This is a genomic window from Streptomyces sp. NPDC031340, assembly GCF_055569945.1.
Genome location: NZ_JBVIIE010000010.1, coordinates 129097 through 154293, shown reverse-complemented (window position 1 = coordinate 154293; position 25197 = coordinate 129097). Strand labels below are relative to the sequence as shown.

The window sequence follows — 25197 nt, the reverse complement described above, 5'->3', positions numbered from 1 at the left end:
CTCTGTCTTTCTTTTTACCTTTCCTCTCCCCCCCCCTCCTCCCCTCCCCCCCCCCCCCCCCCCCCCCCCCCACCCCCCCCCCCCCCACCCCACCGACGGTTCGCCCCCTCAGCCGCCCGTACAGCGCCGTCGGCGCCGCCGGTTGCACCTGTTCGTAGCCCGAGGACATCGGAAAGGGAAAATCCTTCATGCTCTGGCCCGCCCTCCGGGTGCTCTCCCAGGGAGAGCTCTCCCCCGACCGGCTACGGCGGCTGATCGGCACGCTCCGGCTCGACGAGACCCCCCGCGCAGAAGGGCCCGGGGCCGCGAAGAGCCTCGCGCACCGCTCCTTCACCGACGACACGGGCACTCGCCTCGTCCTGGACCTCGCCCGAACCGGTGAGTCCGGCTGGGTGCTCGCCCTGTTCTTCGACGGGGAACCGCCCTCCGCCGGAACCGTCGAAGGTCACCGGGTGCTGCTCCGCGACGCCGTCGAACGGCTGGGCCTCTCGCTCGTCGAGATCACTCCCGCCGCCACCGCCGACGAGGTCCACCTCGCGCCCCCACCGCCCGGCTCCGCCGCACCAGGGATCGGAGTTTCCTGGGACCTTCCCCACGACGACCTGGATCAGCTGTGGCCGCACCTCGGCCTGCGCAAGGACGCCCCCCGAGAGGTGAAGGCGGTCAAACTGCGCGAGATGATGCGCACCCCGGTCTGGTCCGCCGCCCCTGAGCCCTTCCGCCGCCGGGCCGAGGCCTTCCTCAGGGACATCTGACCCGGCCCTCCGCCACTCACCCACGAACGTCTGGTCCAGCAACTCCTCGTCCGCCGAGTGACCGAGGAAGCCCAGCGACGCGCCGGACTCACCCCGGAGCAGCGGCAGGCGGAAGAGGCCGTACGCCGACGGGAGGCCGTACGCCGACGGGAGGCCGTCGCTGTAGGCACGGCCCCCCGATGGTGTGAAACGGGTGGCTAGTACGACAGGCCGTAGCCGATCGGGTACAGCACGCGCGCCGGGTCGTCCGCCCGTTGCACCGGCACCGGCAGCCGTCCGCGCGGGTCGGTCTTTCCGGCGATCACCCTTGCCGCCGCACGCAGTTCGACGTCGGTCCAGGAGTACGCCGCCAGGAAGCCCGGCACGGACGGCAGTTGGGCCACGTCGTACGGGTTGCGGATGGCGACCGCGACCACCGGCCGTCCGGTCGCCAGCAGTTGCTCGACCAGCGTCTTCTGCGGGCTCGTCGCCGTGACGTTGTACGTGCCGACGATCACCGCGTCCGCGTCCTGGGCTGCGGCGACCGCCTTGGCGACGGTCGCGGCGGACGGTGCGGTGCCGGTGGACAGGGCGGTGGTGGTGAAGCCCAGTTGGGTGAGGGCGGCGGCGAGCACGCCGGTCGGCGGTCCGGTCGTGCCGGACGGGGAGGCCGGGTCGGCGCCCACGACGAGGAGCTTCCGGTGCGTGGTGCGGGACAGCGGCAGCAGGCCGCCCTCGTTGACCAGGAGGGTGGTGGTCCGGTCGGCGATGCGGTCGGCCGCCGCCAGGTGGGCCGGGGTGCCGACGGCCCGGTCGACGCCGGCCTGGCCGACGTACGGCTCGTCGAACAGCCGCAGCTTCGCCTTCAGCCGCAGGATCCGCAGTACCGACTCGTCCAGCCGCGCCTCGGTGAGCTCGCCGGCCCGGACGGCGTCCAGCACGGCGTGCCAGGCGACGTCCAGGGAAGGCGGGTTGAGGAGCTGGTCGACGCCCGCCTTCAGAGCGAGGACGGGGACCCGGTCGTCGCCGTACTTGGTGCGCACGCCCTCCATGCCCAGCGAGTCGGTGACCACCACGCCGTCGTAGCCCAGTTCGCCGCGCAGGATGCCGGTGACGATCGGGTGGGAGAGGGTCGCCGGGTCGCCGGAGTCGTCGAGGGCGGGGAACTGGATGTGCGCGGTCATGATCGAGTCGATGCCCGCGCGGATCGCGGCCCGGAACGGCACCGCGTCCAGCCGCTCCCACACCTCGCGGCTGTGCGTGATCACGGGGAAGCCGTAGTGGCTGTCGACGGCCGTGTCGCCGTGCCCCGGGAAGTGCTTGGCGGTCGCCGCGACCGACGAACCCTGGTAGCCGCCGACCTCCGCGGCGACCAGGCCGGCCACCGCGTCCGGGTCGGCGCCGAAGGAGCGGACGCCGATGACCGGGTTGGCCGGGTTGACGTTCACGTCGGCCACGGGGGAGTAGTCCTGCCGGATGCCCATGGCGCGCAGCTCGGCGCCGGAGATCCGGCCGAGCGTGCGGGCGTCGCCGCGCGAGCCGCCCGCGCCCATCGCCATCGCGCCCGGGAAGAGGGTGGCGGGCTTGCCGACGCGGCAGACGATGCCGTGTTCCTGGTCGGTGCTGATCAGCACGGGCAGCCCGCGCGGCAGGCCGAGGGACGCCTGCTGGATGCCGTCGGAGAGGCCGGCGATCTGGTGCGGGTCGCGGGTGTTGTGCGCCCAGGTGAAGTAGATGATGCCGCCGACCCGATACTTCTCGATCAGCTCGGCGGCGGTGCGGACGCCGATCTCCTTGAGGTTGGCGTCGATGTCGGCCTGGTCGGGCGCGGTGGCGGAGTGGCCGTAGACCCGCATCACGAAGAGCTGGCCGACCTTCTCCTCGAGGGTCATGCGGGAGACGAGGGCACGGAGCCTGCTGTCGTCGGGCTTGCTGTCGTCGGCGTGCGCGGTGGAGCCGAGGGCGAGGGTGGCGGCGACGCCTGCCGTGGCGGCCAGGACGGTACGTCTGGAGGGCACGTGCGCTCCTTCCGGAGGTGATCCGCTGAAGGAAACTTCCGAAGAGCCAGCAATATCCGGGAAGTTTCTGCCAGTCAAGGGAATGTGCGCCGAACGGTTCCTGCTCGCCGGCCGATCTGCGGAAGCCGGTGGTGCCGGGACCGACGGGACGTCCGGGCCGTCCATTCGGGTCGCCGCTGCCGTCCATCCCGTGGACGTCCCGGCGTCGGAGGCGGCGGACGGCCGATCATGAGGCATGCCCGCAGTCGCCATCCCCGGTTCCAAGTCCATCACCGCCCGCGCCCTGTTCCTGGCCGCCGCGGCCGACGGCGTCACCACCCTCGTACGGCCCCTGCGCTCGGACGACACCGAGGGCTTCGCCGAGGGCCTGGTACGGCTCGGCTACCGCGTCGGCCGCACCCCCGACGCCTGGCAGGTGGACGGCCGCCCGCAGGGCCCGGCCGTCACCGAGGCGGACGTCTACTGCCGGGACGGCGCGACGACGGCCCGCTTCCTGCCCGCGCTCGTCGCCGCCGGCCACGGCACGTACCGCTTCGACGCCTCGCCCCAGATGCGCCGCCGCCCCCTGGGCCCGCTCACCCGCGCCCTGCGCGACCTCGGCGTGGACCTGCGGCACGAGGAGGCGGAGGGCCACCATCCTCTGACCGTACGGGCGGCCGGCGTCGAGGGCGGCGAGGTGACGCTGGACGCCGGGCAGTCCTCGCAGTACCTCACCGCCCTGCTGCTGCTCGGCCCGCTGACCCGGACCGGCCTGCGCATCACGGTCACGGACCTGGTCTCGGCGCCGTACGTGGAGATCACGCTGGCGATGATGCGGGCGTTCGGCGTGCAGGTGGCGCGGGAAGGGGACGTGTTCGTGGTCCCGCCGGGCGGCTACCGGGCCACGACGTACCCGATCGAGCCGGACGCGTCCACGGCGAGCTACTTCTTCGCGGCGGCGGCGCTGACGCCGGGCGCCGAGGTGACGGTCCCCGGCCTCGGCGCGGGCGCGCTCCAGGGCGACCTGGGCTTCGTGGACGTGCTGCGCCGCATGGGCGCGGACGTGAACGTCGCGGCCGAGGGCACGACGGTCAGGGGAACCGGCACCCTGCGCGGCCTGACGGTCGCCATGCGGGACATCTCCGACACCATGCCGACGCTCGCGGCGATCGCCCCCTTCGCCTCCGGCCCGGTGCGCATCGAGGACGTCGCGAACACGCGGGTGAAGGAGTGCGACCGGCTGGACGCCTGCGCGGAGAACCTGCGGCGGCTGGGCATCGGCGTGTCGACCGGCCCGGACTGGATCGAGATCCACCCCGGCACCCCCGCCGCCGCGCAGATCAAGACCTACGGCGACCACCGCGTCGTCATGTCCTTCGCGGTCACCGGCCTGCGGACGCCCGGTATTTCGTTCGACGACCCCGGATGCGTGCGCAAGACTTTCCCGGGCTTCCACGAGGCGTTCGCGGAACTGCGAAGGGACATCGGCTGTTGAGCTACAGGCTGCGGGGACCGCTGCTGGAGGGCGCGTTGGTGCGCCTGGAGCCGCTGGAGCACCGGCACGCCGCCGATCTGGCGGTGGCGGCGGAGGAGGAACGGGGGACCTACTCCTTCACCTGGGTGCCGCGGGCCGAGGAGGCCGGCGCGTACGTCGACGCGCAGCTGGAGCGCGCGTCGACGGGACGGCTGGCGCCGTACGCGCAGGTGTCGGTCGCGACGGGACGGGCGGTCGGCGCCACGTCGTACTGGGACCCGCGCTGCTGGCGGTCCGACGACCGGCTGGACGCCGTCGAGATCGGCTTCACCTGGCTCGCCCGCTCCGCCCAGGGCACCGGCATCAACGCCGAGGCCAAACTCCTGCTCTTCCGCCACGCCTTCGAGGAGTGGGGAGTGTCGCGGGTCGACCTGAAGACCGACGCCCGCAACAGCCGCTCCCGGGCGGCCATCGAGAGCGTCGGCGCCCGCTTCGAGGGCGTCCTGCGCAACTGGTCCCGCTCCTGGACCCCGGGCGAGGAGGACCGGCTGCGCGACACCGCGATCTTCTCGATCACGGCGGAGGAGTGGCCCGCCTGCCGGGAGCGGCTGGAGCAGCGGGTGACGGGGTTCGCGACACGGGCGCGCCGGCCCTGACCTACCGGGCGCGGGTGCCGGGGCCGGGTTCCGGGGGCAGGTGGGGGTGGGTTTCGGGGTCAGGCGGCCCGGGAAAGGGCCAGGGCTGCCAGGGCCTCGGGGGCGCCCGACTGGCCTCGGATGCCGGGGAAGGCGTTGATGTCCACGATCAGCGGGGCGCCGTCGCCGCGGTCGACGATGTCCACGCCGTAGACGTCGAGGGAGAACACCTCTCCGACGCGGTGCACCAGGGCCGGCCATCCGGGCGGCAGGTCGTCGAGGCGGAGCGCTCGTGTGGGGCCGCGTCCCTGGGGGGAGAGTTCGGAGCGGCGCAGGCCGGCGAAGAGCTGGTCGCCGATCGCCCAGAGCTTGTAGTCCCAGCCGTCGTTGGGGGCGAAGTCCTGCACCACGACCGGCTCGTCCGGGTGGGCTGCCGCCAAGTCCCTCAGCTGCGCGGGGGTGTCGACGCGGGCCACCACGTCGTGCCGTCGGCTGTGGCGGCTCTTGACCACCGCGGGTCCGGACAGCGTCGGCCCGGACGCCAGCCGGGCGAGGGTGGTGAAGGTGCGCGTGCCCGCGAAGGGGAGATCGGCACTCAGGGCCAGCGCGGCCATGGACGTACGGTCCTGGCACAGCGCGGTCGCCGCGGCCGAGTTGACCACGCGGGCGTGACGTTGTTCCAGATGCCGGGCGAGTGCGAGGGCGGGCGGCGTACGTGCCTTCAGCAGGTAGACGTCGGCGAGCGGTCCGGGGACGGGCAGCGGCGCGCGCGGATCCAGCACCTCCACCTGGTGGTCGGGCGCGAGCAGGGCCGTGGTGAGGTCCAGCAGCGGGTGGCCGGGATCAGACGTGATCAGGCCGATTCTCACGCCGTCTCGCCCGCCGTCATGGTGACCGGAACGACACCCAGCGGTGGCCGCGCGGCCGTGGTCACCCCGCCCGCGCCGGCCGCCAGGGCGAGGACGGCTCTCGCCAGGCGGGCCGGCGCGTCAGGGACCTGGCGGAAGCTGGGAAAGTCGTTCACGTCGACGACCATGGGGCCGTCCGGTCCCAGGACCACGTCCACACCGTACAGATCGAGGCCGTAGACCACGCCGACCTGAGCGGCGATCGCGGCGATCTCGGCCGACAGCGGCACCCGGCACTCCCGTACGGCATGGTCGGGGTGGAGCGGGGAACTGCGCTCGGTGGCGTACAACTCGTCGCCCACGCTGTACACCTTGATGTCGACGCCGGAGTTGGGCACGTACGGCTGGGCGACGAGCATGCCCTCTCCCGCCAGCTCGGGGAGCATCTCGGCGAGCCTGCGCGGGGAGGACACCAGGTGCACGGCCCGGCCCGCGCTGCCGTCGGCGGGCTTGACCACGATCGGATACTCCGAATCCGGTATCTCCAGCAGCAGTTCGGGGCGCGCGGCCGCGTAGGTCGCGGGCAGGGGCAGCCCGCAGTTGAGGCCGATGGCGGCGGCCAGCGCCTTGTCCCGCACGCCGCGTATCGCCCGGGCGTTGTTGATCGTCGTCAGACCGGCTGAGGCCGCCGCCTCGAGAAGGGTGAGGCCCGGACCGCCGGAGACCGTCTTGAGCACCCATGCGTCATGCGTGCTCGTCTGCACGGCCTCCGTCAGGCGCAGCAGGGAGCCGCCGGGGCGCAAAACGTCCACTTGGTGTCCCCAGGAGGTGAGTTGGTGGATCACCTCGTTGGGCATACCGTCCCGGCGATACTGCTCCTCCACCAGAAAGCAGAACTTCATCGTTCGTCCCCGTTACCGCCGGCGCGCCCGTCTTGTCGTCTGTCGTCCGGCATTCCGTAATGTCCTGTGGCGGTACAGGATGTCATGGCCGTGCGGCGGGAACAGGGGGCGGTCGGCGCCCTAACGCCCGCGAACGCCGCCGAGGAAGGCGGACCAGGTGTCGGGGGAGACGGTGAGGTGGGGGGTGCCGGGGGTCTTGGAGTCGCGGACGTGTATGAGGGTGCAGGCGGCGACCTCGACGCATTCGCCGCCGCCCGAGTCGCTGTAGCTGCTCTTGCGCCAAGAGAGAGCGACCTCTACGCAATCACCGCCTGAGCTGTCGCTGTAGCTGCTCTTGAACCACGTCAGTTCGGTCATAGCTCACCTGCCAACTGCCCGATCAGCGCTACGGATTCCTCCGGCCGGAGGGCCTGGCTTCTGATCATCCCATAGCGCCGGGCGAGGACACCCACCTCTTCCGGCCTGGATACGAGCAGGCTCTTGCCCAGGGCTTCTGTGTAGACCAGGGAGGTCTGTTCCGGAGTTTCGAGCACGGTCATCGGACCACGCAGCCCCGCGTGGACGCCGATCCGCGAAGGCATCACCTGGACGACCACGTTGGGACGCTCGGCGCATTCGAGCAGGTGCCTGTACTGAGCCCGCCTGATCTGCTCGTCACCGATCCGCCTCCGCAGCGCCTCCTCCTCAAGGATCACATTGATGACGCACACCGGCCTGCGATCGAGTAGGGCCTTTCGTTCCAGCCGGGCCAGTGTCAGCCGCTCGATTTCCTCCTCGTCCAATGGAGGGAAATCGCAGCGGAACAGGGCGCGTGCATACGCTTCGGTTTGAAGCAGGCCGTGGATCAACTGAGCGCTGTATGACGACACACTCAGCGCCTCCTGCTCCAGCTGCACGAATCCCTGGAAATACTCGGGATACCGCTCCAGCCGCAGGTACTTCGCTGCCGCCGCCAGGATCCCCCCGGCGTTCAGCGCCTTCTCCGCCGCCCCGATGAACTCGTCCGTCGCCGGTTTCGCGCAGGTCTCCACCGCGCTCACCGCCGCGCCGGAGTAGGCCATCAGGTCGCCGAGTTCGTTCTGCGAGAGTCCGGCCGCCGTGCGCAGCATGCGCAGCACCTCGGCGAAGTACTGCGCGGCAGGCGATGAGTTCTTCTTCGGTTGTCCCATGGCGGCGCCCCTCAACCCGGCTCAACGTCCGTCAACCCGCGCCCGGTTGCACTCACCGTGCTGGGTTGTCGACGCTCGGTCACTGTTGAAAGTAGTCGTTGCGACCGAAAGTCGTCATGTGAACACAGAAAGTCATCGCACCTGGCGCCGCCCCTTCCTGTCGGTCGTCGAGAACATTCCCGAGGTCCGGCACGGCGCCCGACTGGTGCTCGCCTCCTGGGCCGTTCCGTCCGACGCCGGCGACGTGGCCGTGCTGGTCCTGTCGGAGCTGGCGACGAACGCCGTCCGGCACGCCCGCGTCCCGGGCCGCACCTTCGACGTGGCGCTCGCCTACGACGGCGAGAAGACGGTCGAGGTCGAGGTCTTCGACGCCTCCCCGTGTCACCCGGTCGTCAGGTCCTTCGATCCGGACGCCACTTCGGGGCGGGGCCTGCTGCTTGTGGAGGCTCTCGCGGACGCCTGGGAGGTGCGGGACCGCGCGGGCGGCAAGTCCGTCTGGGCGCGTGTCATCGGCTGACGTTCGGCGCGGAAGATCGACTGGACCGGCACCCGGTGATCGGAAACGATCGCGACCATGACCGCGTACCTCATCCTGCACGGCTGGCAGAACCACCGCCCCGAGGGACACTGGCAGCACTGGCTCGCCGACCGGCTCACCGGACTCGGCCACCACGTCACCTACCCGCAGCTCCCCGACCCCGACGCCCCCGACCTGGAGGTCTGGCTCACCGAGCTGGCCCGGCACCTGGACGGTCTCGAAGGACCCGAGCGCGTGCTGCTCGCCCACAGCGCCTCCGCCGTGCTGTGGCTGCACGCGGCCTCCCGAGGGATCGTGCGGCCCGGCGCGGCCGACCGGGTCCTGCTGGTGGCCCCGCCGTCCGCCTCCGTGCTGGCGCGGCACCCGGAGATCTCCGGGTTCGCCCCGCCGTCGCCGGGCTTCGGCCTGCCCACGCCCACCCGCCTGGTCGCCGGCGACGACGACCCGTACTGCCCGGAGGGCGCGCGTGAGGTCTTCGGCGAGCCGTACGGCATCCCCACCGACATCCTGCCGGGCGTCGGCCATCTCGACATGGACGCCGGTTACGGCTCCTGGCCGTCCGTGCTGGGCTGGTGCCTGGACCCCACGGTGCCGCTCCTGGCGCGCCCGGCGGCGTCGTCGTAGCCGCACGGTCCCGTCATCGAATGACGCCGATCACGCCGACTCGTTGAGCAGGCGGGCCAGATGCTCCCGCCCCGCGTCCAGCAGCTCGGGCAGCGGCGCCGCCTCCTCGTACCACCGCTTCTCGTACTCCCAGCACAGCCAGCCGTCCCAGCCGTGCCGGGAGAGGACCTCCACGCACTCGGCGAGCGGGAGGACCCCGGCGCCCAGCGGCAGCGGGGTGGTGTCGTCGGCCGAGGCGATGTCCTTGACCTGCACGTATCCGAGGTACGGCGCGAGGGCGGCGTACGTGTCCGCCGGCTGCTCGCCGCCCAGCCAGGTGTGCATGACGTCCCACAGCGCGCCGGCGTTGCGGTGGCCGACCGGGCCGAGGACGCGGATGACGTCGGCGGCCGTGCGGTGCGAGTCGTGGGTCTCCAGCAGGATGCGCACACCGACGTCGGCGGCGTGCTCCGCGGCCAGGCCGAGGCGCCGGGCGGCCACGTGGTCGGCGCGCTCGGGGGTCTGCTCGGGGTCCGCGCCGGGGAAGACCCGGACGTACGGGGCGCCGAGGTCGCGGGCGAGGTCGCACAGGGCGCGGATCTCGTCGATCACCGGCCCGTCGTCGCCGGGCGCGGCGACCCGCGCGTACCCCGCCAGGCCCAGGATCTCGACGCCGCCCGCCTTGAACGCGGAGGCCACCGCCGTCCGTTCGGAGGAGCCGAGGCCGGGGTGCACCGGTTCCTCCGGGTGGGCGCGCAGTTCGACGCCGTGGAAACCGTGGGCGGTCGCGAGCCGGACCACGTCCGGGATCGGCAGGCCGGGGACACCGAGGGTGGAGAACGCCAGTCGCATGGTCACCACTCTCACCCGGGGGCGGTGTGCAGGTCCAGCCGCCAGTCCTGGCCGACCAGGTCTTTCCCGAAGGAGCGGTGCGGTCGTTCGGCCATGAGGACGAAGCCGTGGCGCCGGTAGAGGCGGCGGGCGGCGGTGAGGACGTCGTCGGTCCACAGGACGAGTTCGCGGCAGCCGACGCCGCGGGCGAAGTCGACGACGGCCCGCACCAGCCGGTCGCCGACGCCCAGCCCGCGCGCCTCCGGCTCGACGAGCAGCAGCCGCAGCCGTGCGGTGGCGGGCGCCTCGTCCCGTACGCACATCACGCAGCCGACCGGCCTGCCGTCGAACTCGGCGATCCACACCCGCTCCAGGTGCGGGTCTTGATGCCCGGGGCGCACGACGCGGGCGTGCTTCTCGTCCGCCCGGCCCGGCGTGTCCGGCCGACTGCTGGTGTACCGGCGATGTCGGCGCCGATGGTTGGCGAGAAATGGCCCATAGATAGACCGCGTGCATGACATCTCATATACGACCCGGCGGTCGGCGCTACCAGGAACAGGTGAGGGTTCGACGGCGTCGACGGGCGGAGGGCGAGTCGTGCGGATGCACGGGGCGTGCCTTCGGGGCCGCGATTCCCACAGGTAAGAGGGTCCTGGTAAAGAACGGGTAAGTGTGAGAAGGGATCTGTCCCGTCCCTTGACGGGTGCCGGCTTCCTCTCTAGCGTCTGCGACACGTCATATATGAGATCTGAGATCTTGATGCTCAGATACGACTGGAGGCCGAGAGAATGGCCGATACTGTTCTGTCTTCTGGCAGGTCACGAACCAAGTCCCCCCCGCCGTCCCGTACCGAGGCAGTGCTGGAATCCATCAAGCACGCCATCCTCACCGGCGAACTCCAGCCCGGTCGGTCCCTGGTGGAGGCCGAACTCGCCGAGCAGCTGGGCGTCTCCAAGACACCGGTCCGCGAGGCCCTCAAGACCCTGGCCGGCAGTGGCCTCGTGGTGATGCTCCCGTACAAGGGAACAACCGTCCGCGAGGTGGATCACGCGCTGGCCAGGGCCGTGTACGACATGCGGCTGCTGCTGGAGCCGGTGGCCGCCGGCCGCGCCACCCTCAACGGCCGTGCGCTGGAACAGGCCCGCATTGCCCTGGAGGCCTCCGACCGCGCCGAGGACGCCGCCGACCGCTCGCTGGCCAACCGGGCCTTCCACCGCGCCCTGTACGCCGACTGCGGCAACCCCCTGCTGGTCGAGACCCTGGACGAGCTGCGGGACAAGACCGCGCTGGTGACCAGTGCCGCCTGGGCCCGCCGGCCCTCCTGGGAGCAGGAGGCCCGCGAGCACCGGGAAATCCTGCACGCGGCCGAGGCCGGGGACTCCGAGCTGGTGCGAGCCCTGATGCGGGGGCACATCAGCGCCTTCCTGGCGCGCAACTTTCCTGAGTACGAAGCGGAGTAGGCCCCCTCATGACCGTGCAAACGCAAGACGAGCTCACCTTCCCGGACCGACTGCGCGCCAGGCTGGCGACGGTCGTCGCCATCCCGGTGACGCCGTTCCACGAGGACGGCCGTGTCGACTGGGACACCCACGCCGTACTGATCGGACGCCTGATCGAGCACGGCGTCGAGGTGGTCACCCCCAACGGCAACACCGGCGAGTTCTACACCCTCTCCGCAGCGGAGACCCGCCGCGCCGTGGAGTCGGCGGTGGCCGCGGTCGACGGACGTGCCGAGGTGATGGCCGGGGTCGGCCTCGACATCGACAGCGCCGTCGCCGCGGCCCGGCACGCCAGGCACGCCGGCGCAGGCTCGGTGATGGTGCACCAGCCCGTGCACCCCTACCGGTCCGCCGAGGGCTGGATCGACTACCACCGCGCCATCGCCGACTCGGTGCCCGAACTGGGCGTCGTCCTCTACGTCCGGGACCCGCGCATCACCGGCGAGCACATCGGCACGCTCGCGGACCACAGCCCGAACGTCGTCGCCGTGAAGTACGCCGTCCCGGACCCGGTGCACTTCGCCTCCGTCTCCCGGGACGCAGGCCGGGAGCGCTTCACCTGGATCGCGGGCCTGGCCGAGCTGTCCACGCCGGGCTACTGGGCGGTCGGCGCGACCGGCTTCACCTCCGGTCTGGTCAACGTCGTCCCGCAGCTGTCGGCCACGCTGCTTGAGTCGCTGCGCGGCGGTGACTTCGACAAGGCGATGACGGTGTGGGACGCGGCCCGGCTCTTCGAGGAACTGCGCGCCGCGGACTCCTCCGCGGACAACGTCAGCGTGGTCAAGGAGGCGCTCGCCCAACTGGGCCTGTGCGGGCGGACGGTACGCCCGCCGTCCCGGGTACTGCCCGAGCGGCTCCGCAGGCGGATCACCGGGCTGATAGCCGAATGGCGGGAGGGTGGTTGGCTGTGACCGGTACCACCAGCGGGCACGACGACGTACCGCTCCGCAGCACCGCGTGGTTCGGTGAGAGCGCCACCGGAGGCGGGCTGCGCGCCTTCAGCCACCGCTCGCGCATGCGCCAGCTCGGCTACCTCCCCGAGGAACACCTCGGCAAGCCCGTCATCGCGGTCCTCAACACCTGGTCCGACATCAACCCCTGCCACATGCACCTGCGGGAACGCGCCGAGCAGGTCAAGCGCGGGGTGTGGCAGGCGGGCGGATTCCCGCTGGAGTTCCCCGTCTCCACCCTGTCGGAGACCTTCCAGAAGCCCACCCCCATGCTCTACCGCAACCTGCTCGCCATGGAGACGGAGGAGCTGCTGCGCTCCTACCCGGTGGACGGCGCGGTGCTGATGGGCGGCTGCGACAAGTCCGTCCCCGCCCTGCTGATGGGCGCCGCGAGCGCGGGACTGCCGGCGATCGTCGTCCCGGCCGGCCCGATGCTGCGCGGCCACTACCGAGGGCGCACGCTCGGCAGCGGCACCGATCTGTGGGCGTACTGGGACGAGTACCGCGCCGGCCGGATCGGCGAGTGCGAGATGGCGCGGCTCGAGTGCGGCCTGGCCCGCTCGCCGGGCCACTGCATGACGATGGGCACCGCCTCCACCATGACCGCCGCCGCCGAGGCGCTCGGCATGGCGCTGCCCGGCTCCTCCTCCATCCCGGCCGTGGACAGCGGGCACCTGCGGATGGCCGCCGCGTCCGGTGCCCGGGCCGTGGCGCTTGTACGGGAACGGCTCACTCCGGCGAAGGTGATGACCCGCGAGGCGTTCGAGGACGCGGTTGCCACGGTGCTCGCGCTCGGCGGTTCGACCAACGCGCTGATCCACCTGATCGCGATGGCGGGCCGGGCCGGTGTCACCCTCACCCTGGAGGATTTCGACGCGATCGGCCGCCGGGTGCCGGTGCTCGCGGACGTACGGCCGGTCGGGTCCTTCCTGATGGAGGACTTCCACTACGCGGGCGGCCTTCCGGCACTGCTGGCCCAGTTGGCGCTGGTCCCCGGCGCGCTGCACCCCGAGCGGCCCACCGTCACCGGCGGGACGTTTGCCTCCTACTACGCGGACGCCGAGTCGTACGACCCCAAGGTGATCCGCACCCCCGACGACCCGGTGGCCCACGAGGCCGGCGTGACCGTGCTGCACGGCAACCTGGCGCCCGGTGGCGCGGTGATCAAGCACCTGGCCGCCGACCCGAAGCTGCTCACCCACACCGGTCCGGCCGTGGTCTTCGACTCCTACCAGGACCTGCAGAGCCGCATCGACGATCCCGGCCTCGGCATCACCGAGGACACCGTGCTCGTGCTGCGCGGTGCGGGCCCGCTCGGCGGACCCGGTATGCCGGAGTACGGCATGCTTCCGATCCCCGCGTACCTGCTGGAGCGGGGGGTCAAGGACATGGTCCGCATCTCCGACGCCCGGATGAGCGGCACCAGTTACGGCACCTGCGTCCTGCATGTCGCCCCCGAGTCGCACGCGGGCGGACCGCTCGCCCTGGTGCGCACCGGCGACCTGATCACCCTGGACGTACCGGGCCGACGGCTCACGCTCGAGGTCGACGACGCCGAGCTGGAATGCCGCCGCGCCGTCTGGCGGCCGCCCGCACTCCGCTACGAGCGCGGCTACGGCGCCCTGTACGCCGACCACGTCACGCAGGCCGACGCGGGCTGCGACTTCGACTTCCTGGCCAGGACGGGCCACAACCCCCTGCCCGACCCGCGCTGACCGGACGGCGGCCGACCGCCCCCGCCGGAGATCCGCGCCGCTCCACCCCGTGCCCCGTTCCCCGGTGCACCCCTCTCCACCCCTCTCCCCACCTCTCTTCCCCACCTCCGCCACTGACGAAGGGCCGCAACCGTCATGTCTGGAACCAACGGAAGCCACAGAAACCTGTCCCGCCGACGCCTCCTCGGCACGATCGCAGCCTCCGCGGCGGCCGGGCCCGTGCTGGCCGCCTGCGGCGCCCCCACCAGCTCCACCGACACCAAGGCCGCCGACCCCACCAGCCTGGCCACCAAGCCGTCCAAGCCCGTCACTCTGAACATCCTCGACGTCGCGGGCAACCTGGCCCTCACCCAGCCGATCATCGACGCCTTCAAGGCCAAGCACCCCGAAATCGTCGCCAAGGTCACCACGACCACCGGCACGGCCCCCGAACTCGCCCCCAAGGTCCAGGCGCAGCAGCAGGCCGGGAACGTGCAGATCCAGCTGGTGCTCACCGGCACCGACGGTCTCTCCGCGGGCATCCAGAAGGGCCTTTGGTACGACCTCAAGCCGTACTACGACGCCTTCTTCCCGGGCCTGATGGCCGACTACGGCAAGGCCGCCGCATCCATGGCCACCCTTGCCCAGGACCAGGGCATCGAGCTGGTCACCACCCCCGGCGGCCCGCTGCTGGAGTACGACCCCGCCAAGGTGAGCAAGGTCCCCGCCACCCCGGATGCCCTGCTCGACTGGGCCAAGGCCCACCCGCACAGGTTCCAGTACGCCCAGCCGCGCAACTCCGGACCGGGCCGCACTTTCCTGATGGGCCTGCCCTACCTGCTCGGCGACAAGGACCCGACGGATCCGGTGAACGGCTGGGCGAAGACCTGGGCCTACCTGACCGAGCTCAACAAGTACACCGCCGAGTACCCGGCCAAGACCTCGGCCACCCTGACGAACCTGGCCCAGGGCACCGTCCACATCATCGCCAGCACCATGGGCTGGTACATCAACCCGCGTGCCCTCGGCACCGTGCCGGCCGGCATGAAGGCCGCCAAGTTCGACCACCTGACCTGGGTCACCGACGCCCAGTACGGCGTGATCCCCCAAGGCGTCTCGAACGACGAGCTGATCGCCGCGATGAAGCTGCTGGCCTTCATGCTCACCCCGGAGCAGCAGGCCGTCACCTACGACAGCGGCTACTTCTACCCGGGCCCCGCGGTCAAGGGCGTCAAGCTCAGCCAGGCCCCGGCCGCCTCCCGCAAGACCCTGGCGCAGTACGGCGTCAGCGACTTCGACCAGTGGATCTCCGACAACCCGGCCGTGAACTCCCTGCCCGCCACCGCCCAGGTCACCGCCTTCGACCTGTGGGACAAGAAGATCGGTTCGACGAAGTGAGCACGGTGACCCAGATGACCGAGACCACCCGATCTCCCGTCGCGCGCAAGCGCCCCGACTCCCAGCTCGGCGAGCTCCACCTGAGCGGGGTCAGCCGCGCGTACGGCGCGCACACCGCGCTGCACCCGCTCGACCTGACCGTCAAGGGGGGCGAGTTCATCGCCCTGCTCGGACCGTCCGGCTGCGGCAAGACCACCGCTCTCAACTGCCTCGCCGGCCTGCTGCCGCTGACCGAGGGCGAGATCGTCCTGGACGGCCGGCGTGTGGACACCCTGCCCCCGGAGAAGCGCGGCTTCGGCATGGTGTTCCAGAACTACGCGCTCTTCCCGCACATGACCGTGCGCGCCAACGTCGCCTTCGGCCTGCGGATGCGGGGGGTCGGCAAGGCGGAGGCACGGCGCCGGGTGGACGAGGTGCTGCGCCTGGTCCGGCTCGACGAGCAGGCCCACAAGCACCCCGGGCAGCTCTCCGGGGGCCAGCAGCAGCGCGTCGCGATCGCCCGCGCGATCGTCATGGAGCCGCCGCTGGTGCTCATGGACGAGCCGCTGTCCAACCTGGACGCGGCCCTGCGTCTGCAGATGCGCAGCGAGATCCGGCGCATCCACCAGGAGTTCGGGCTCACCACCCTGTACGTGACGCACGACCAGGAGGAGGCGCTGTCGCTGGCCGACCGCCTCGTGGTGCTGCGCGCCGGCCGGGTCAGCCAGATCGGCACCCCCGCCGAGCTGTACGAACGCCCCGCCGACCCGCACGTCGCCGCGTTCATGGGCTACCGCAACCTGCTGCCGCTCGCGATCGTCTCCGCCGACACGGCGGGAGCCGTGGCCGAGGGCCGAGGCCTGCGGGTGCGCGGCACCCCGGCCGGCGCGCGGCCACTGCCTCCGGGTGCGGAGGTGGTGGTGGCGGTACGGCCCGAGGACCTGCGGCTCGCCGAGGCGGACGAGCAGGCGGTCACCGAGGCGGTCGCCGAGATCGTCGAGTACCACGGCCGGGTGCTGCACGTGGAGGCGGTCACCCGGGCGGGCGACCGGCTGTACCTGAAGACCGGCCGGCAGGTCCGGCCGGGCGACACGGTGACCGTCGCGGTCGACCCCGAACGGGCGCTGGTCTTCCCGGCGCCGGACGAGGAGGGAACGCCATGACCGCCACATCCGTCGCCCCCTCGGCCGCCCGGCCCGCGCTGCGGCACCGGCTCGCCGAGCGCGGCGTGGACCGGCTGCTGCTGCTCGTCGTGCCCGGCGCGCTCGCCCTGATCGCCCTGTTCTGCTACCCGTTCCTGTACGGGCTCCAGCTGTCCTTCCAGCCCGCCAAGGGCGGTGTGTTCGGCGCGTACCAGCAGTTCTTCTCCGAGCCGTTCTCCCGCAAGTCCATCTGGGCCACGTTCGCGCTGGCCGTTCCGGCCTCCGTGATCAACGTGGGCGCGTCGGTGCCGATCGCGTACCGGATGCGGCGGGAGTTCCGCGGCAAGCGGCTGCTGCTCGCCCTGCTGGTGGTCCCGATCACCCTGGGCACCGTGCTCACCGCCGAGGGGATCCTGGAGTTCTACGGCCCGGCAGGCTGGTTCAACCGCACCCTGCACCTCCTGGGCCTCGCCGACTCGCCCGTCAAGCTGACCATGAACTACACCGGTGTCCTGCTGTCCCTGGTCATCAGCGGCTTCCCGTTCGCCTACCTGCTGACCCACTCCTACCTCTCCGGGATCCACCCGAGCCTGGAGAAGGCGGCGGCGACACTCGGGGCGGGCTGGTGGCAGCGCTTCCGGCACGTCACCTTCCCGCTGCTGCTGCCGGGGCTGATGACCACGTTCTGCCTGACGTTCGTCATGGCCTTCGCGGTGTTCCCCTCCGCGATGATGGTCGGCGACCCCAACGGCACCACCCACGTCATCTCCATCGAGGCCTACCAGGCCGCCCTGGAACGCTTCGACTACGCACAGGGCTGCGCCGACGCGATGATCATGACCGTGCTCATGCTCGCCGTCATCATCGCCGTCACCGCCCTGCGTGCACGGATGTACCGCGGATCCACGGGAGGCAAGGGATGAGCGTCGTACTCGCAGAATCGCCCACCGTCGGCGAGGAGCGGACCGGGGCCGCCGCGCGGCGCACCCTGAGCCTGCGCCCGGGCACCTGGCTCACCTGGGCCGTCCTGGTCTTCTTCTTCGTCAACCTGCTCGGTGTGATCACCACCGTGCTGGTCAACTCCTTCGGCCGCCGCTGGTTCGCCACCTGGCTGCCCAGCGGCTGGACCGGCCACTGGTACGACGACGCGTGGACGGAGTTCAACCTCGGACAGGTGCTGTGGAACACCGTCGAGGTCAGCTTCCTGGTCGTCCTGCTGTCGCTGGCGCTCGCCGTGCCCGCCTCCTACGCGCTGGCCCGCCGCGACTTCCCGGGCAAGAAACTGGTCACCGCGCTGTTCCTGCTGCCGATCCTGGTACCGCCGATCGCCTACGGCATCCCGCTGGCGACCGTGCTGTACAAGTTCCACCTGGCCGGTTCGGTGACCGGCGTGGTGCTCGCCAACCTGGTGCCGTCGATCCCCTTCGTGGTGTTCACCATGACACCGTTCATCGAGCAGATCGACCCCAAGATCGAACACGCGGCCCGCATGTGCGGCGCGGGCACCGCCACGGTGCTCACCCGGGTCCTCGCCCCGCTGCTGCTGCCGGGCATGCTGGCAGCCGGAATCCTGGTCCTGGTGCGGACGTTCGGCATGTTCGAGCTCACCTTCCTCACCTCCGGCCCGAACAGCCAGACGCTGATCGTCGCCCTGTTCTCCGCGGTGAACTCGGCGGGCATCCGCTCGACCCAGTCGGTGGACGCCATGGCCGTCCTCTACACCGTCTCGATGTCGGTCCTGCTGCTGATCGCGCTTCGCTTCGTCAACCCCACCCAGCTCGTCGCCCGCTCGACCGACTGACTCGACCGAGAGGCCGTACCACCATGTCCGGTTCCCCACCTTTCAACCCCGGCCGCCGGCAACTGCTCCGCTCCGCGATCGCCCTGGGCGGCGCCACCGCCGCCTGTGCCGTGCTCGGCGGCACGGCCCTCGCCGGCACCGACTCGCCCGCCGCGCCCGCCGCGCCCGCGGACCGGCTCGCGGACGCCGCGGCCGACCGGATCGTCGCGGGGATACGGCGTCCCCGTATCCCCCGGCGGGACTTCCCCGTCACCGACTTCGGCGCGGTGGCCGACGGAGTCACCGACAACACAGCCGCCCTGGCCGCCGCCGTGCACGCCACCCACACGGCGGGCGGTGGCCGGGTGGTGGTCCCGGCGGGCCGATGGGCCACCGGCCCGATCCACCTGCTCTCCCGTGTCGAACTGCACGTGGGAGCCGGAGCCACCCTGCTGTTCTCCACCGACCCGGCCGCCTACCTGCCCGCGGTGTACAGCCGCTGGCAGGGCATCGAGCTGATGAACTACTCGCCGCTGATCTACGCACACGGCCAGCAGGACATCGCCGTCACCGGCGAGGGCGTCCTCGACGGACAGGCGTCCGCCGCGAACTGGTGGGCCTGGAAGCCGCTCGGCGACACCGACTTCGCTCCCTTCGAGGCCAGTGTCAGCGCCGGGCTGCCGGTGGACCGGCGCGACGGCACCCAGTACCACTTCCGGCCCTGCTTCGTGGAGCCGTACGACTGCCGGCGGGTCCTCATCGAGGGGGTGACCTTCAAGAACTCACCGTTCTGGCACCTGCACCCCACCTTGTGCCGGGACGTCACCGTGCGCGGTGTCACCGTCGACTCCAGCGGGCCCAACACCGACGGCTGCAACCCGGAATCCTGCGACGGCGTGCTGATCGACGAGGTGTCCTTCGACTGCGGCGACGACTGCATCGCCATCAAGGCCGGACGCAACGCCGACGGACGGCGTGTCGGCGTCCCGAGCCAGAACATCGTCATCCAGAACTCCACCTTCGCCAACGGCCACGGCGGCGTCACCATCGGCAGCGAGATGACCGGCGGCGTGCGGCAGGTCTACGCCCGCGACCTGACCATGACCTCGACCGGTCTGCAGTCGGGCCATCGGCTGAAGACCAACTCGGTGCGCGGCGGCTACATCGAGAGCAGCCACGTCTACCGGGTGAACGTCAGCGCCATCGGCGGACCCCTGCTCCTGATCGACTACAACTACGGTGAGGGCGACACCGGCGCCTACCCGCCGACGGTCACCGACGTCAACCTCAGCCACTGGAACGTCACATCGGCCACCCAGGGCTGGAACATCCAGGGCTACGCCGACGACCCGGTGGGCACCGTACGGCTCAGTGACGTGAACATCGGCAGCGCGCTGACGAAGGCCGACGTCGCGAAGAACGTGACGGACCTGGAGCTGACGAACGTGGTCATAGCCGGAGTCCGGCAATGACGGGCGGGCTCCCGACGGTCCTGCTGACCGGTGCGGCCGGGCGCGTGGGCACCTTCCTGCGCGCCGGCCTGCCCCGGCTCGGCTGGCGGCTGCGCTGCCTCGACCGGGTCCTGCCCGCCGAGGACGACGGCCTGGAATGGGTGGCCGGGGACATCACGGACCCGGACGACCTGGCCGTCGCGACCGAGGGCGTCACGGCGGTGGTCCACCTTGCGGGAATCGCCCACGAGGCGGACTTCCCGGCACTGCTGCACGCCAACATCGACGGCACCTACCAGGTCTTCGAAGCGGCCCGCCGCGCCGGAGTCAGGAGGGTGCTCTACGCCAGCAGCAACCACGCCGTGGGCCGCCACGAGGCGCCCGCCCTCCTGGACGGCGCCGCGCGGGCACGCCCCGACACCCTGTACGGGGTCAGCAAGGCCTTCGGTGAGGCGCTCGGCTCGTACTACGCCGACAAGTACGGCATGTCCGTGGCGGCCCTGCGCATCGGCAGCTGCTTCGAGCGTCCCTCCCAGCTGCGCCACCTGGCGACCTGGCTGAGCCCCGGCGACGCCGTCCGGCTCACCGACGCGCTGCTGCGCGCACCCCGGCTGCGTTTCGCCACGCTCAACGGCATCTCGGCCAACAGTCGCGCCTGGTGGGAACTGGACAGTGCCCGGGCGCTCGGGTACGAGCCCCAGGACGACGCCGAACGCTATGCGGCCGAACTCCTGGCCGCCCGCGGGGGACCACTCGGTCCCGGTGACCCCGACGCCGCGTACGTCGGCGGCCGCATGGCGGTGTGACGGGCGGGCGGGTACGCGGTCTCCTCGGAGATCAGGTGCCCGCTTCGTCGCCCGGTCGTCCGCCAGTGGTCTCGGCAGCCCCGTTGTGTTTTCCGTGGTCCTGCAACAGGGCCGCCGGCCTCCGGACCCGGCAGGACCGTTGCCCCCCCGCCCCCTGCCCCCCAGCCTCCGCACGGGCGCCGTCGCCGACGCCCCGACACACCCTCACCGTCAGCCCCGCGGCACCCCGGAGGACCCCCGCACCATCAGCTCCCCCCGGATCGCCGCGATGTCCCCGGGCGGCGGCTCCTCGCGGCCCATCGCGATACGGCCGGCCCGGGCCCCCGCATCCGCGAGCGGCAGCCGCACCGTCGTCAGGGCCGGCACCGCGTCGATGCTGAACGGCAGGTCGTCGAACCCGGCGACCGACACGTCCGCCGGGATCCGCAGCCCCGACTCGCGCAGCGCCGCGCACGCCCCCAGCGCGACGGAGTCGTTCGCCGCCACCACCGCCGTCAGGGACGGGTCCCTGCGCAGCAGTTCGAGGGTGGCCTCGTAGCCGGAGCGCCGGTCGTAGCGGCCGTACACCGTCCACCGCGGGTCCTCCTCGATCCCGGCCGCCGCCAGCGCGGCCCGGTGGCCCTCCAGCCGGTGCCGGGTCGTCGTCCGCTCCTCCGGGCCGGCGATGTAGCCGAGCCGCCGGTGCCCGAGCCCGATCAGGTGCTCGGTCAGCTCCTGCCCGCCGCCGCGGTTGTCGAAGGTCAGCGCGATGGCGCCGGTGTCCGGCGCGGGCGGCCGTCCGCACAGCACCACCCGCGTCCCCGCGTCCGTCAGCTTGCGCAGCTTGGCCGCCACCGCCGCCGCGTGCGGCTCGTTCTCCATCGCCCCGCCGGTCAGCACCACCGCCGCCGCCCGCTGCCGCTGCAGCAGCGTCAGATACGTCAGCTCGCGCTCCGGGGAGCCGCCGGTGTTGCAGACCACGGCGAGGCGTTCCCCGCCGGCCCGGCCGCCAGGGCCGCCGATCTCCGACTGGATGGCGCTCGCCATGATCCCGAAGAACGGGTCGGCGATGTCGTTGACCAGGATGCCGACCAGGTCGGACGTGGCGGCGGCCAGCGCGCTCGCCGGACCGTTCAGCACGTAGTCCAGCTCGTCGACCGCCTTCAGGACCCGCTCGCGGGTGGAGGCGGCGACGGGGTAGTTGCCGTTCAGCACACGCGACACCGTCGCGGGGGAGACCTGCGCGCGGGCCGCCACGTCCGCCAGGGTCACCGTCATCTCGTCGTCCTCCGGTAGCGCATCTCGTCGTACCTCGTCGCATCTCGCCGTACGTCGCCGTACTTGGCCGTACTTCGCCGTACGCCCTCGTAGACAGGCCGCCCGGCGGCCACGGTTCCGAGCAGGTGCCGGCGTGTCCGGGCGGACGCCGGAGCCGTGGCCCCGCTCGTTCGTCCGCCCGAACACTCGAAGTAGCGGTCACGGTCTTGTCCGGACCACCGGTCAGAGGCTAGCTTCTCATCAGATAGAAAGCGCTTGCTGTTACGCTCGCCATCGGGGCGTTACGCGGCGCGCACACCCGCGACGCGGCGCGCACACCCACGTACGAGCTGCGTACGACGCTGCGAAGGGAACGAACGTGACACGCAAGACGGTGCGTATCGCCATGAACGGTGTGACCGGGCGCATGGGTTACCGCCAGCACCTGGTCCGCTCCATCCTGGCCATCCGCGAACAGGGCGGCCTCGACCTCGGCGACGGCACCGTGCTGTGGCCGGAGCCGGTGCTGGTCGGCCGCCGCGAGCACGCGCTGCGCGCGCTCGCCGAGAAGCACGGCCTGGAGCACTTCTCCACGAACGTCGACGAGGTCCTCGCCGACCCGTCCGTCGACATCTACTTCGACGCCCAGGTCACCTCGGCCCGCGAGGAGGCGATCCGGAAGGCGATCGCGGCCGGCAAGCACATCTACACCGAGAAGCCCACCGCGACCGGCCTCGACGGCGCCCTGGAGCTCGCCCGCCTCGCGCACGCCAAGGGCATCAAGCACGGCGTCGTGCAGGACAAGCTGTTCCTGCCGGGCCTGCTCAAGCTCAAGCGCCTCATCGACGGCGGCTTCTTCGGCCGCATCCTGTCCGTGCGGGGCGAGTTCGGCTACTGGGTCTTCGAGGGCGACTGGCAGGCCGCCCAGCGCCCCTCGTGGAACTACCGCGCCGAGGACGGCGGCGGCATCGTCGTCGACATGTTCCCGCACTGGGAGTACGTGCTGCACGAGCTGTTCGGCCGGGTGAAGTCCGTGCAGGCCGTGGCCACCACCCACATCCCGCAGCGCTGGGACGAGAACGGCAAGCCCTACGACGCCACCGCCGACGACGCCGCCTACGGCTTCTTCGAACTCGACGGCGGCGCGATCGCCCAGATCAACTCCTCGTGGGCGGTCCGCGTCAACCGCGACGAACTCGTCGAGTTCCAGGTCGACGGCACCGAGGGCTCGGCCGTCGCGGGTCTGCGCAACTGCCGCGTCCAGCACCGGAGTCTGACCCCGAAGCCGGTGTGGAACCCGGACATCCCGGCCACCTACTCCTTCCGCGACCAGTGGCAGGAGATCCCCGACAACGACGAGTTCGACAACGGCTTCAAGGCCCAGTGGGAGCTGTTCCTCCGGCACGTCTACGCCGGCGCCCCCTACCACTGGGACCTGCTCGCCGGCGCCCGCGGCGTCCAGCTCGCCGAGCTGGGCCTGAAGTCGTCGGCCGAGGGCCGCCGCATCGACGTCCCGGAGATCTCCCTGTGACCATCCGACTCCCCGACGCCACCGGCGCCCTGCGGGCCTACGAACCCCGCCCCGAACCCCTCGCGGTCACCCCCGGCGCCCCCTTCACCTCCCGTACGGTCTTCTCCGCCGCGCACGTCGTCGCCGACCCGTACGCCGACGTGTCCCCCGACTCGCCCGCCGCCGTCGACTGGGACGCCACCCTCGCCTTCCGCCGCCACCTGTGGTCGCACGGGCTCGGCGTCGCCGAGGCCATGGACACCGCCCAGCGCGGCATGGGCCTGGACTGGGCGGGCGCGGCCGAGCTGATCCGCCGTTCGGCGGCCGAGGCGAAGGCCGTCGGCGGCCGCATCGCGTGCGGCGTCGGCACCGACCAGCTCACCGCCGGCTCCCTCGCCGAGGTCCGGGCGGCCTACGAGGAGCAGCTCGCCGTCGTGGAGGAGTCCGGCGCGCAGGCCATCCTGATGGCCTCCCGCGCCCTCGCGGCGGCCGCCTCCGGCCCCGAGGACTACCTGGAGGTCTACGGCCACCTGCTGCGCCAGGCCGCCGAACCGGTGGTCCTGCACTGGCTGGGCCCGATGTTCGACCCGGCGCTGGAGGGCTACTGGGGCTCGTCCGACCTGGACGCGGCCACCGACACCTTCCTGGAGGTCATCGCCGCCCACCCGGACAAGGTCGACGGCATCAAGGTCTCCCTGCTGGACGCGCAGCGCGAGATCGACCTGCGCCGCCGCCTGCCGCAGGGCGTGCGCTGCTACACCGGCGACGACTTCAACTACCCGGAGCTGATCGCGGGCGACGAGCAGGGCTTCAGCCACGCCCTGCTCGGCATCTTCGACCCGCTGGGCCCGCTCGCGGCCCAGGCGGTACGCGTGCTCGACACCGGGGACACCGGCGGTTTCCGCGGACTGCTCGACCCCACGGTCGAGCTCTCCCGCCACCTCTTCCAGGCCCCGACCCGCTTCTACAAGACCGGCGTGGTCTTCCTCGCCTGGCTGGCCGGCCACCAGTCCCACTTCACCATGGTCGGCGGCCTGCAGTCGGCCCGCTCCCTCCCGCACTTCGCCCGCGCCTACGAACTCGCCGACGGACTGGGCCTGTTCCCGGACCCGAAGCTGGCCGAGGAACGGATGAGGAACCTTCTTTCGCTGTACGGGGTGGACCAGTGAGCACCGACCTCGAGCGCTTCTCCATCAACCAGATGACCGTCAAGCAGCTCTCGCTGCCCGAACTCGTCGACGCCTGCCGCGAACTGGGCGTCCCCGGTGTCGGCCTGTGGCGCGAGCCGGTGCAGTCCTACGGCGTCGAGGCGACCGCGAAACTGGTCCGCGACGCGGGCCTGACGGTCACCACGCTGTGCCGGGGAGGCTTCTTCACGGCCGTCGATCCCGACGAGCGCGCCGCCGCCCTGGCCGACAACCGCCGCGCCATCGACGAGGCGGCCATCCTCGGCACGGACACCCTGGTCCTGGTCTCGGGCGGCCTCCCGGCCGGCTCGAAGGACCTGCACGGCGCACGGGAGCGGATCGCGGACGCGCTGGCGGAGCTGGGCCCGTACGCCGAGTCGCGCGGCGTACGGCTGGCCATCGAACCGCTCCACCCGATGTACGCCTCGGACCGCTGCGTGGTCTCCACGCTCGCCCAGGCGCTCGACCTGGCGGAACGCTTCCCGGCCCACCAGGTCGGCGTCACGGTCGACACGTACCACATCTGGTGGGACGACCGGGCCCCCGAGCAGATCGCCCGCGCGGGCGCCGGCGGCCGCATCCACACCTTCCAGCTCGCCGACTGGACCACCCCGCTGCCGGAGGGCGTCCTCAACGGCCGCGGCCAGATCGGCGACGGCGCGATCGACATGCGCGAGTGGAAGGGCTACGTGGAGGCGGCCGGCTACACCGGCCCCATCGAGGTCGAACTCTTCAACGAGGCCCTGTGGTCCAGGGACGGCCGCGAGGTCCTGGCGGAAACGGCAACCCGCTTCGTCGAACACGCCATCCGCCCGGCCCCGCCGGCCTGACCCC

At 71.8% G+C, this 25197-nt stretch carries 24 protein-coding genes and 1 pseudogene; 17 read left to right on the top strand and 8 right to left on the bottom strand.

Translation table 11 applies throughout. The annotated features are described in order from the left end of the window. Nucleotides 1-188: 188 nt before the first annotated feature. The gene (locus ACZ5GT_RS10135) at nucleotides 189-755 is read left to right on the top strand and encodes a hypothetical protein (protein ID WP_469018229.1); all 567 of its coding nucleotides are present in this window, start codon (nucleotides 189-191) and stop codon (nucleotides 753-755) included. Nucleotides 756-952: 197 nt separating this feature from the next. Here ACZ5GT_RS10135 and ACZ5GT_RS10130 read toward each other — a convergent pair whose 3' ends face one another. Beyond that, nucleotides 953-2752 carry a glycoside hydrolase family 3 protein gene (locus tag ACZ5GT_RS10130; RefSeq protein ID WP_469018225.1) on the bottom strand — a complete coding sequence of 600 codons (1800 nt, stop codon included), beginning with the start codon at nucleotides 2750-2752 and terminating at the stop codon, nucleotides 953-955. Between the two features lie 235 nt (nucleotides 2753-2987). Between ACZ5GT_RS10130 and aroA the strand changes: the two genes are divergently transcribed. Both aroA and ACZ5GT_RS10120 read left to right on the top strand, forming a co-directional pair. Further along, entirely contained in the window at nucleotides 2988-4226 is a 1239-nt protein-coding gene (gene aroA, locus ACZ5GT_RS10125) for a 3-phosphoshikimate 1-carboxyvinyltransferase (protein ID WP_469018222.1), read from the top strand. Continuing rightward, a complete protein-coding gene (locus ACZ5GT_RS10120) occupies nucleotides 4223-4861 on the top strand; it encodes a GNAT family N-acetyltransferase (RefSeq protein ID WP_469018219.1) in 639 nt (212 codons plus the stop codon). Before aroA ends, ACZ5GT_RS10120 begins: the two co-directional genes overlap by 4 nt. Before the next feature lie 59 nt (nucleotides 4862-4920). On the opposite strand, the gene ACZ5GT_RS10115 is transcribed toward ACZ5GT_RS10120, so the two are convergent. From ACZ5GT_RS10115 to ACZ5GT_RS10100, 4 genes are all read right to left on the bottom strand, one after another. Continuing rightward, entirely contained in the window at nucleotides 4921-5709 is a 789-nt protein-coding gene (locus tag ACZ5GT_RS10115) for an ATP-grasp domain-containing protein (RefSeq protein ID WP_469018214.1), read from the bottom strand. Further along, nucleotides 5706-6590 (bottom strand): ATP-grasp domain-containing protein, encoded by an 885-nt coding sequence (locus ACZ5GT_RS10110; protein WP_469018209.1) that lies wholly within the window; start codon nucleotides 6588-6590, stop codon nucleotides 5706-5708. The genes ACZ5GT_RS10115 and ACZ5GT_RS10110 overlap by 4 nt, the downstream gene beginning before the upstream one ends. 120 nt (nucleotides 6591-6710) lie before the next feature. Beyond that, a complete protein-coding gene (locus ACZ5GT_RS10105) occupies nucleotides 6711-6947 on the bottom strand; it encodes a DUF397 domain-containing protein (protein ID WP_469018204.1) in 237 nt (78 codons plus the stop codon). Next, nucleotides 6944-7759: a helix-turn-helix domain-containing protein gene (locus ACZ5GT_RS10100; RefSeq protein WP_360756849.1), complete on the bottom strand. Its 816-nt coding sequence runs from the start codon at nucleotides 7757-7759 to the stop codon at nucleotides 6944-6946. The genes ACZ5GT_RS10105 and ACZ5GT_RS10100 overlap by 4 nt, the downstream gene beginning before the upstream one ends. A 118-nt stretch (nucleotides 7760-7877) precedes the next feature. Between ACZ5GT_RS10100 and ACZ5GT_RS10095 the strand changes: the two genes are divergently transcribed. Then, the gene (locus ACZ5GT_RS10095) at nucleotides 7878-8276 is read left to right on the top strand and encodes an ATP-binding protein (protein WP_469018195.1); all 399 of its coding nucleotides are present in this window, start codon (nucleotides 7878-7880) and stop codon (nucleotides 8274-8276) included. 57 nt (nucleotides 8277-8333) lie between these two features. Further along, on the top strand, nucleotides 8334-8921 hold the full coding sequence (locus tag ACZ5GT_RS10090; RefSeq protein ID WP_469018192.1) for an RBBP9/YdeN family alpha/beta hydrolase: 588 nt from the start codon (nucleotides 8334-8336) through the stop codon (nucleotides 8919-8921). Between the two features lie 30 nt (nucleotides 8922-8951). Here ACZ5GT_RS10090 and ACZ5GT_RS10085 read toward each other — a convergent pair whose 3' ends face one another. Together ACZ5GT_RS10085 and ACZ5GT_RS10080 are read right to left on the bottom strand one after the other, a co-directional pair. Further along, the gene (locus ACZ5GT_RS10085; protein ID WP_469018187.1) at nucleotides 8952-9752 is read right to left on the bottom strand and encodes a sugar phosphate isomerase/epimerase family protein; all 801 of its coding nucleotides are present in this window, start codon (nucleotides 9750-9752) and stop codon (nucleotides 8952-8954) included. 11 nt (nucleotides 9753-9763) lie between these two features. Next, nucleotides 9764-10321, bottom strand: a pseudogene (locus ACZ5GT_RS10080) (GNAT family N-acetyltransferase); the annotation flags it as partial. A 198-nt stretch (nucleotides 10322-10519) separates the two neighbouring features. On the opposite strand from ACZ5GT_RS10080, the gene ACZ5GT_RS10075 reads away from it, so the two are divergent. The 9 genes from ACZ5GT_RS10075 (at nucleotide 10520) to ACZ5GT_RS10035 (ending at nucleotide 20430) form a co-directional block, all read left to right on the top strand. Beyond that, entirely contained in the window at nucleotides 10520-11191 is a 672-nt protein-coding gene (locus ACZ5GT_RS10075; protein WP_469018184.1) for a GntR family transcriptional regulator, read from the top strand. An 8-nt stretch (nucleotides 11192-11199) separates the two neighbouring features. Further along, on the top strand, nucleotides 11200-12141 hold the full coding sequence (locus ACZ5GT_RS10070) for a dihydrodipicolinate synthase family protein (RefSeq protein WP_469018179.1): 942 nt from the start codon (nucleotides 11200-11202) through the stop codon (nucleotides 12139-12141). Next, entirely contained in the window at nucleotides 12117-13895 is a 1779-nt protein-coding gene (gene araD / locus ACZ5GT_RS10065; RefSeq protein ID WP_469018176.1) for an L-arabinonate dehydratase, read from the top strand. Before ACZ5GT_RS10070 ends, araD begins: the two co-directional genes overlap by 25 nt. Nucleotides 13896-14030: 135 nt before the next feature. Then, entirely contained in the window at nucleotides 14031-15272 is a 1242-nt protein-coding gene (locus ACZ5GT_RS10060; RefSeq protein ID WP_469018174.1) for an extracellular solute-binding protein, read from the top strand. A 14-nt stretch (nucleotides 15273-15286) separates the two neighbouring features. Then, a complete protein-coding gene (locus ACZ5GT_RS10055) occupies nucleotides 15287-16414 on the top strand; it encodes an ABC transporter ATP-binding protein (RefSeq protein WP_469018171.1) in 1128 nt (375 codons plus the stop codon). Then, a complete protein-coding gene (locus tag ACZ5GT_RS10050; RefSeq protein WP_469018166.1) occupies nucleotides 16411-17316 on the top strand; it encodes an ABC transporter permease in 906 nt (301 codons plus the stop codon). Before ACZ5GT_RS10055 ends, ACZ5GT_RS10050 begins: the two co-directional genes overlap by 4 nt. Beyond that, nucleotides 17313-18194 (top strand): ABC transporter permease, encoded by an 882-nt coding sequence (locus ACZ5GT_RS10045; RefSeq protein ID WP_469018159.1) that lies wholly within the window; start codon nucleotides 17313-17315, stop codon nucleotides 18192-18194. Before ACZ5GT_RS10050 ends, ACZ5GT_RS10045 begins: the two co-directional genes overlap by 4 nt. Nucleotides 18195-18217: 23 nt before the next feature. After that, the gene (locus ACZ5GT_RS10040; RefSeq protein WP_469018154.1) at nucleotides 18218-19645 is read left to right on the top strand and encodes a glycoside hydrolase family 28 protein; all 1428 of its coding nucleotides are present in this window, start codon (nucleotides 18218-18220) and stop codon (nucleotides 19643-19645) included. Then, nucleotides 19642-20430, top strand: a complete 789-nt coding sequence (locus ACZ5GT_RS10035) for an NAD-dependent epimerase/dehydratase family protein (protein ID WP_469018149.1) — start codon at nucleotides 19642-19644, stop codon at nucleotides 20428-20430. The genes ACZ5GT_RS10040 and ACZ5GT_RS10035 overlap by 4 nt, the downstream gene beginning before the upstream one ends. Before the next feature lie 210 nt (nucleotides 20431-20640). Here the strand turns inward: ACZ5GT_RS10035 and ACZ5GT_RS10030 are convergent, their stop codons facing one another. Further along, nucleotides 20641-21687, bottom strand: coding sequence for a LacI family DNA-binding transcriptional regulator (locus ACZ5GT_RS10030; protein WP_469018144.1), 1047 nt, complete (start codon nucleotides 21685-21687; stop codon nucleotides 20641-20643). A 358-nt stretch (nucleotides 21688-22045) separates the two neighbouring features. On the opposite strand from ACZ5GT_RS10030, the gene ACZ5GT_RS10025 reads away from it, so the two are divergent. From ACZ5GT_RS10025 to ACZ5GT_RS10015, 3 genes are read left to right on the top strand one after another with little or no spacing between them, the layout of a single operon-like run. Further along, entirely contained in the window at nucleotides 22046-23197 is a 1152-nt protein-coding gene (locus ACZ5GT_RS10025; RefSeq protein ID WP_469018140.1) for a Gfo/Idh/MocA family protein, read from the top strand. Continuing rightward, a complete protein-coding gene (locus tag ACZ5GT_RS10020) occupies nucleotides 23194-24345 on the top strand; it encodes a dihydrodipicolinate synthase family protein (protein ID WP_469018136.1) in 1152 nt (383 codons plus the stop codon). The genes ACZ5GT_RS10025 and ACZ5GT_RS10020 overlap by 4 nt, the downstream gene beginning before the upstream one ends. 32 nt (nucleotides 24346-24377) lie before the next feature. Continuing rightward, nucleotides 24378-25193 carry a sugar phosphate isomerase/epimerase family protein gene (locus tag ACZ5GT_RS10015; RefSeq protein WP_469018376.1) on the top strand — a complete coding sequence of 272 codons (816 nt, stop codon included), beginning with the start codon at nucleotides 24378-24380 and terminating at the stop codon, nucleotides 25191-25193. The last annotated feature ends 4 nt before the right edge of the window (nucleotides 25194-25197 follow it).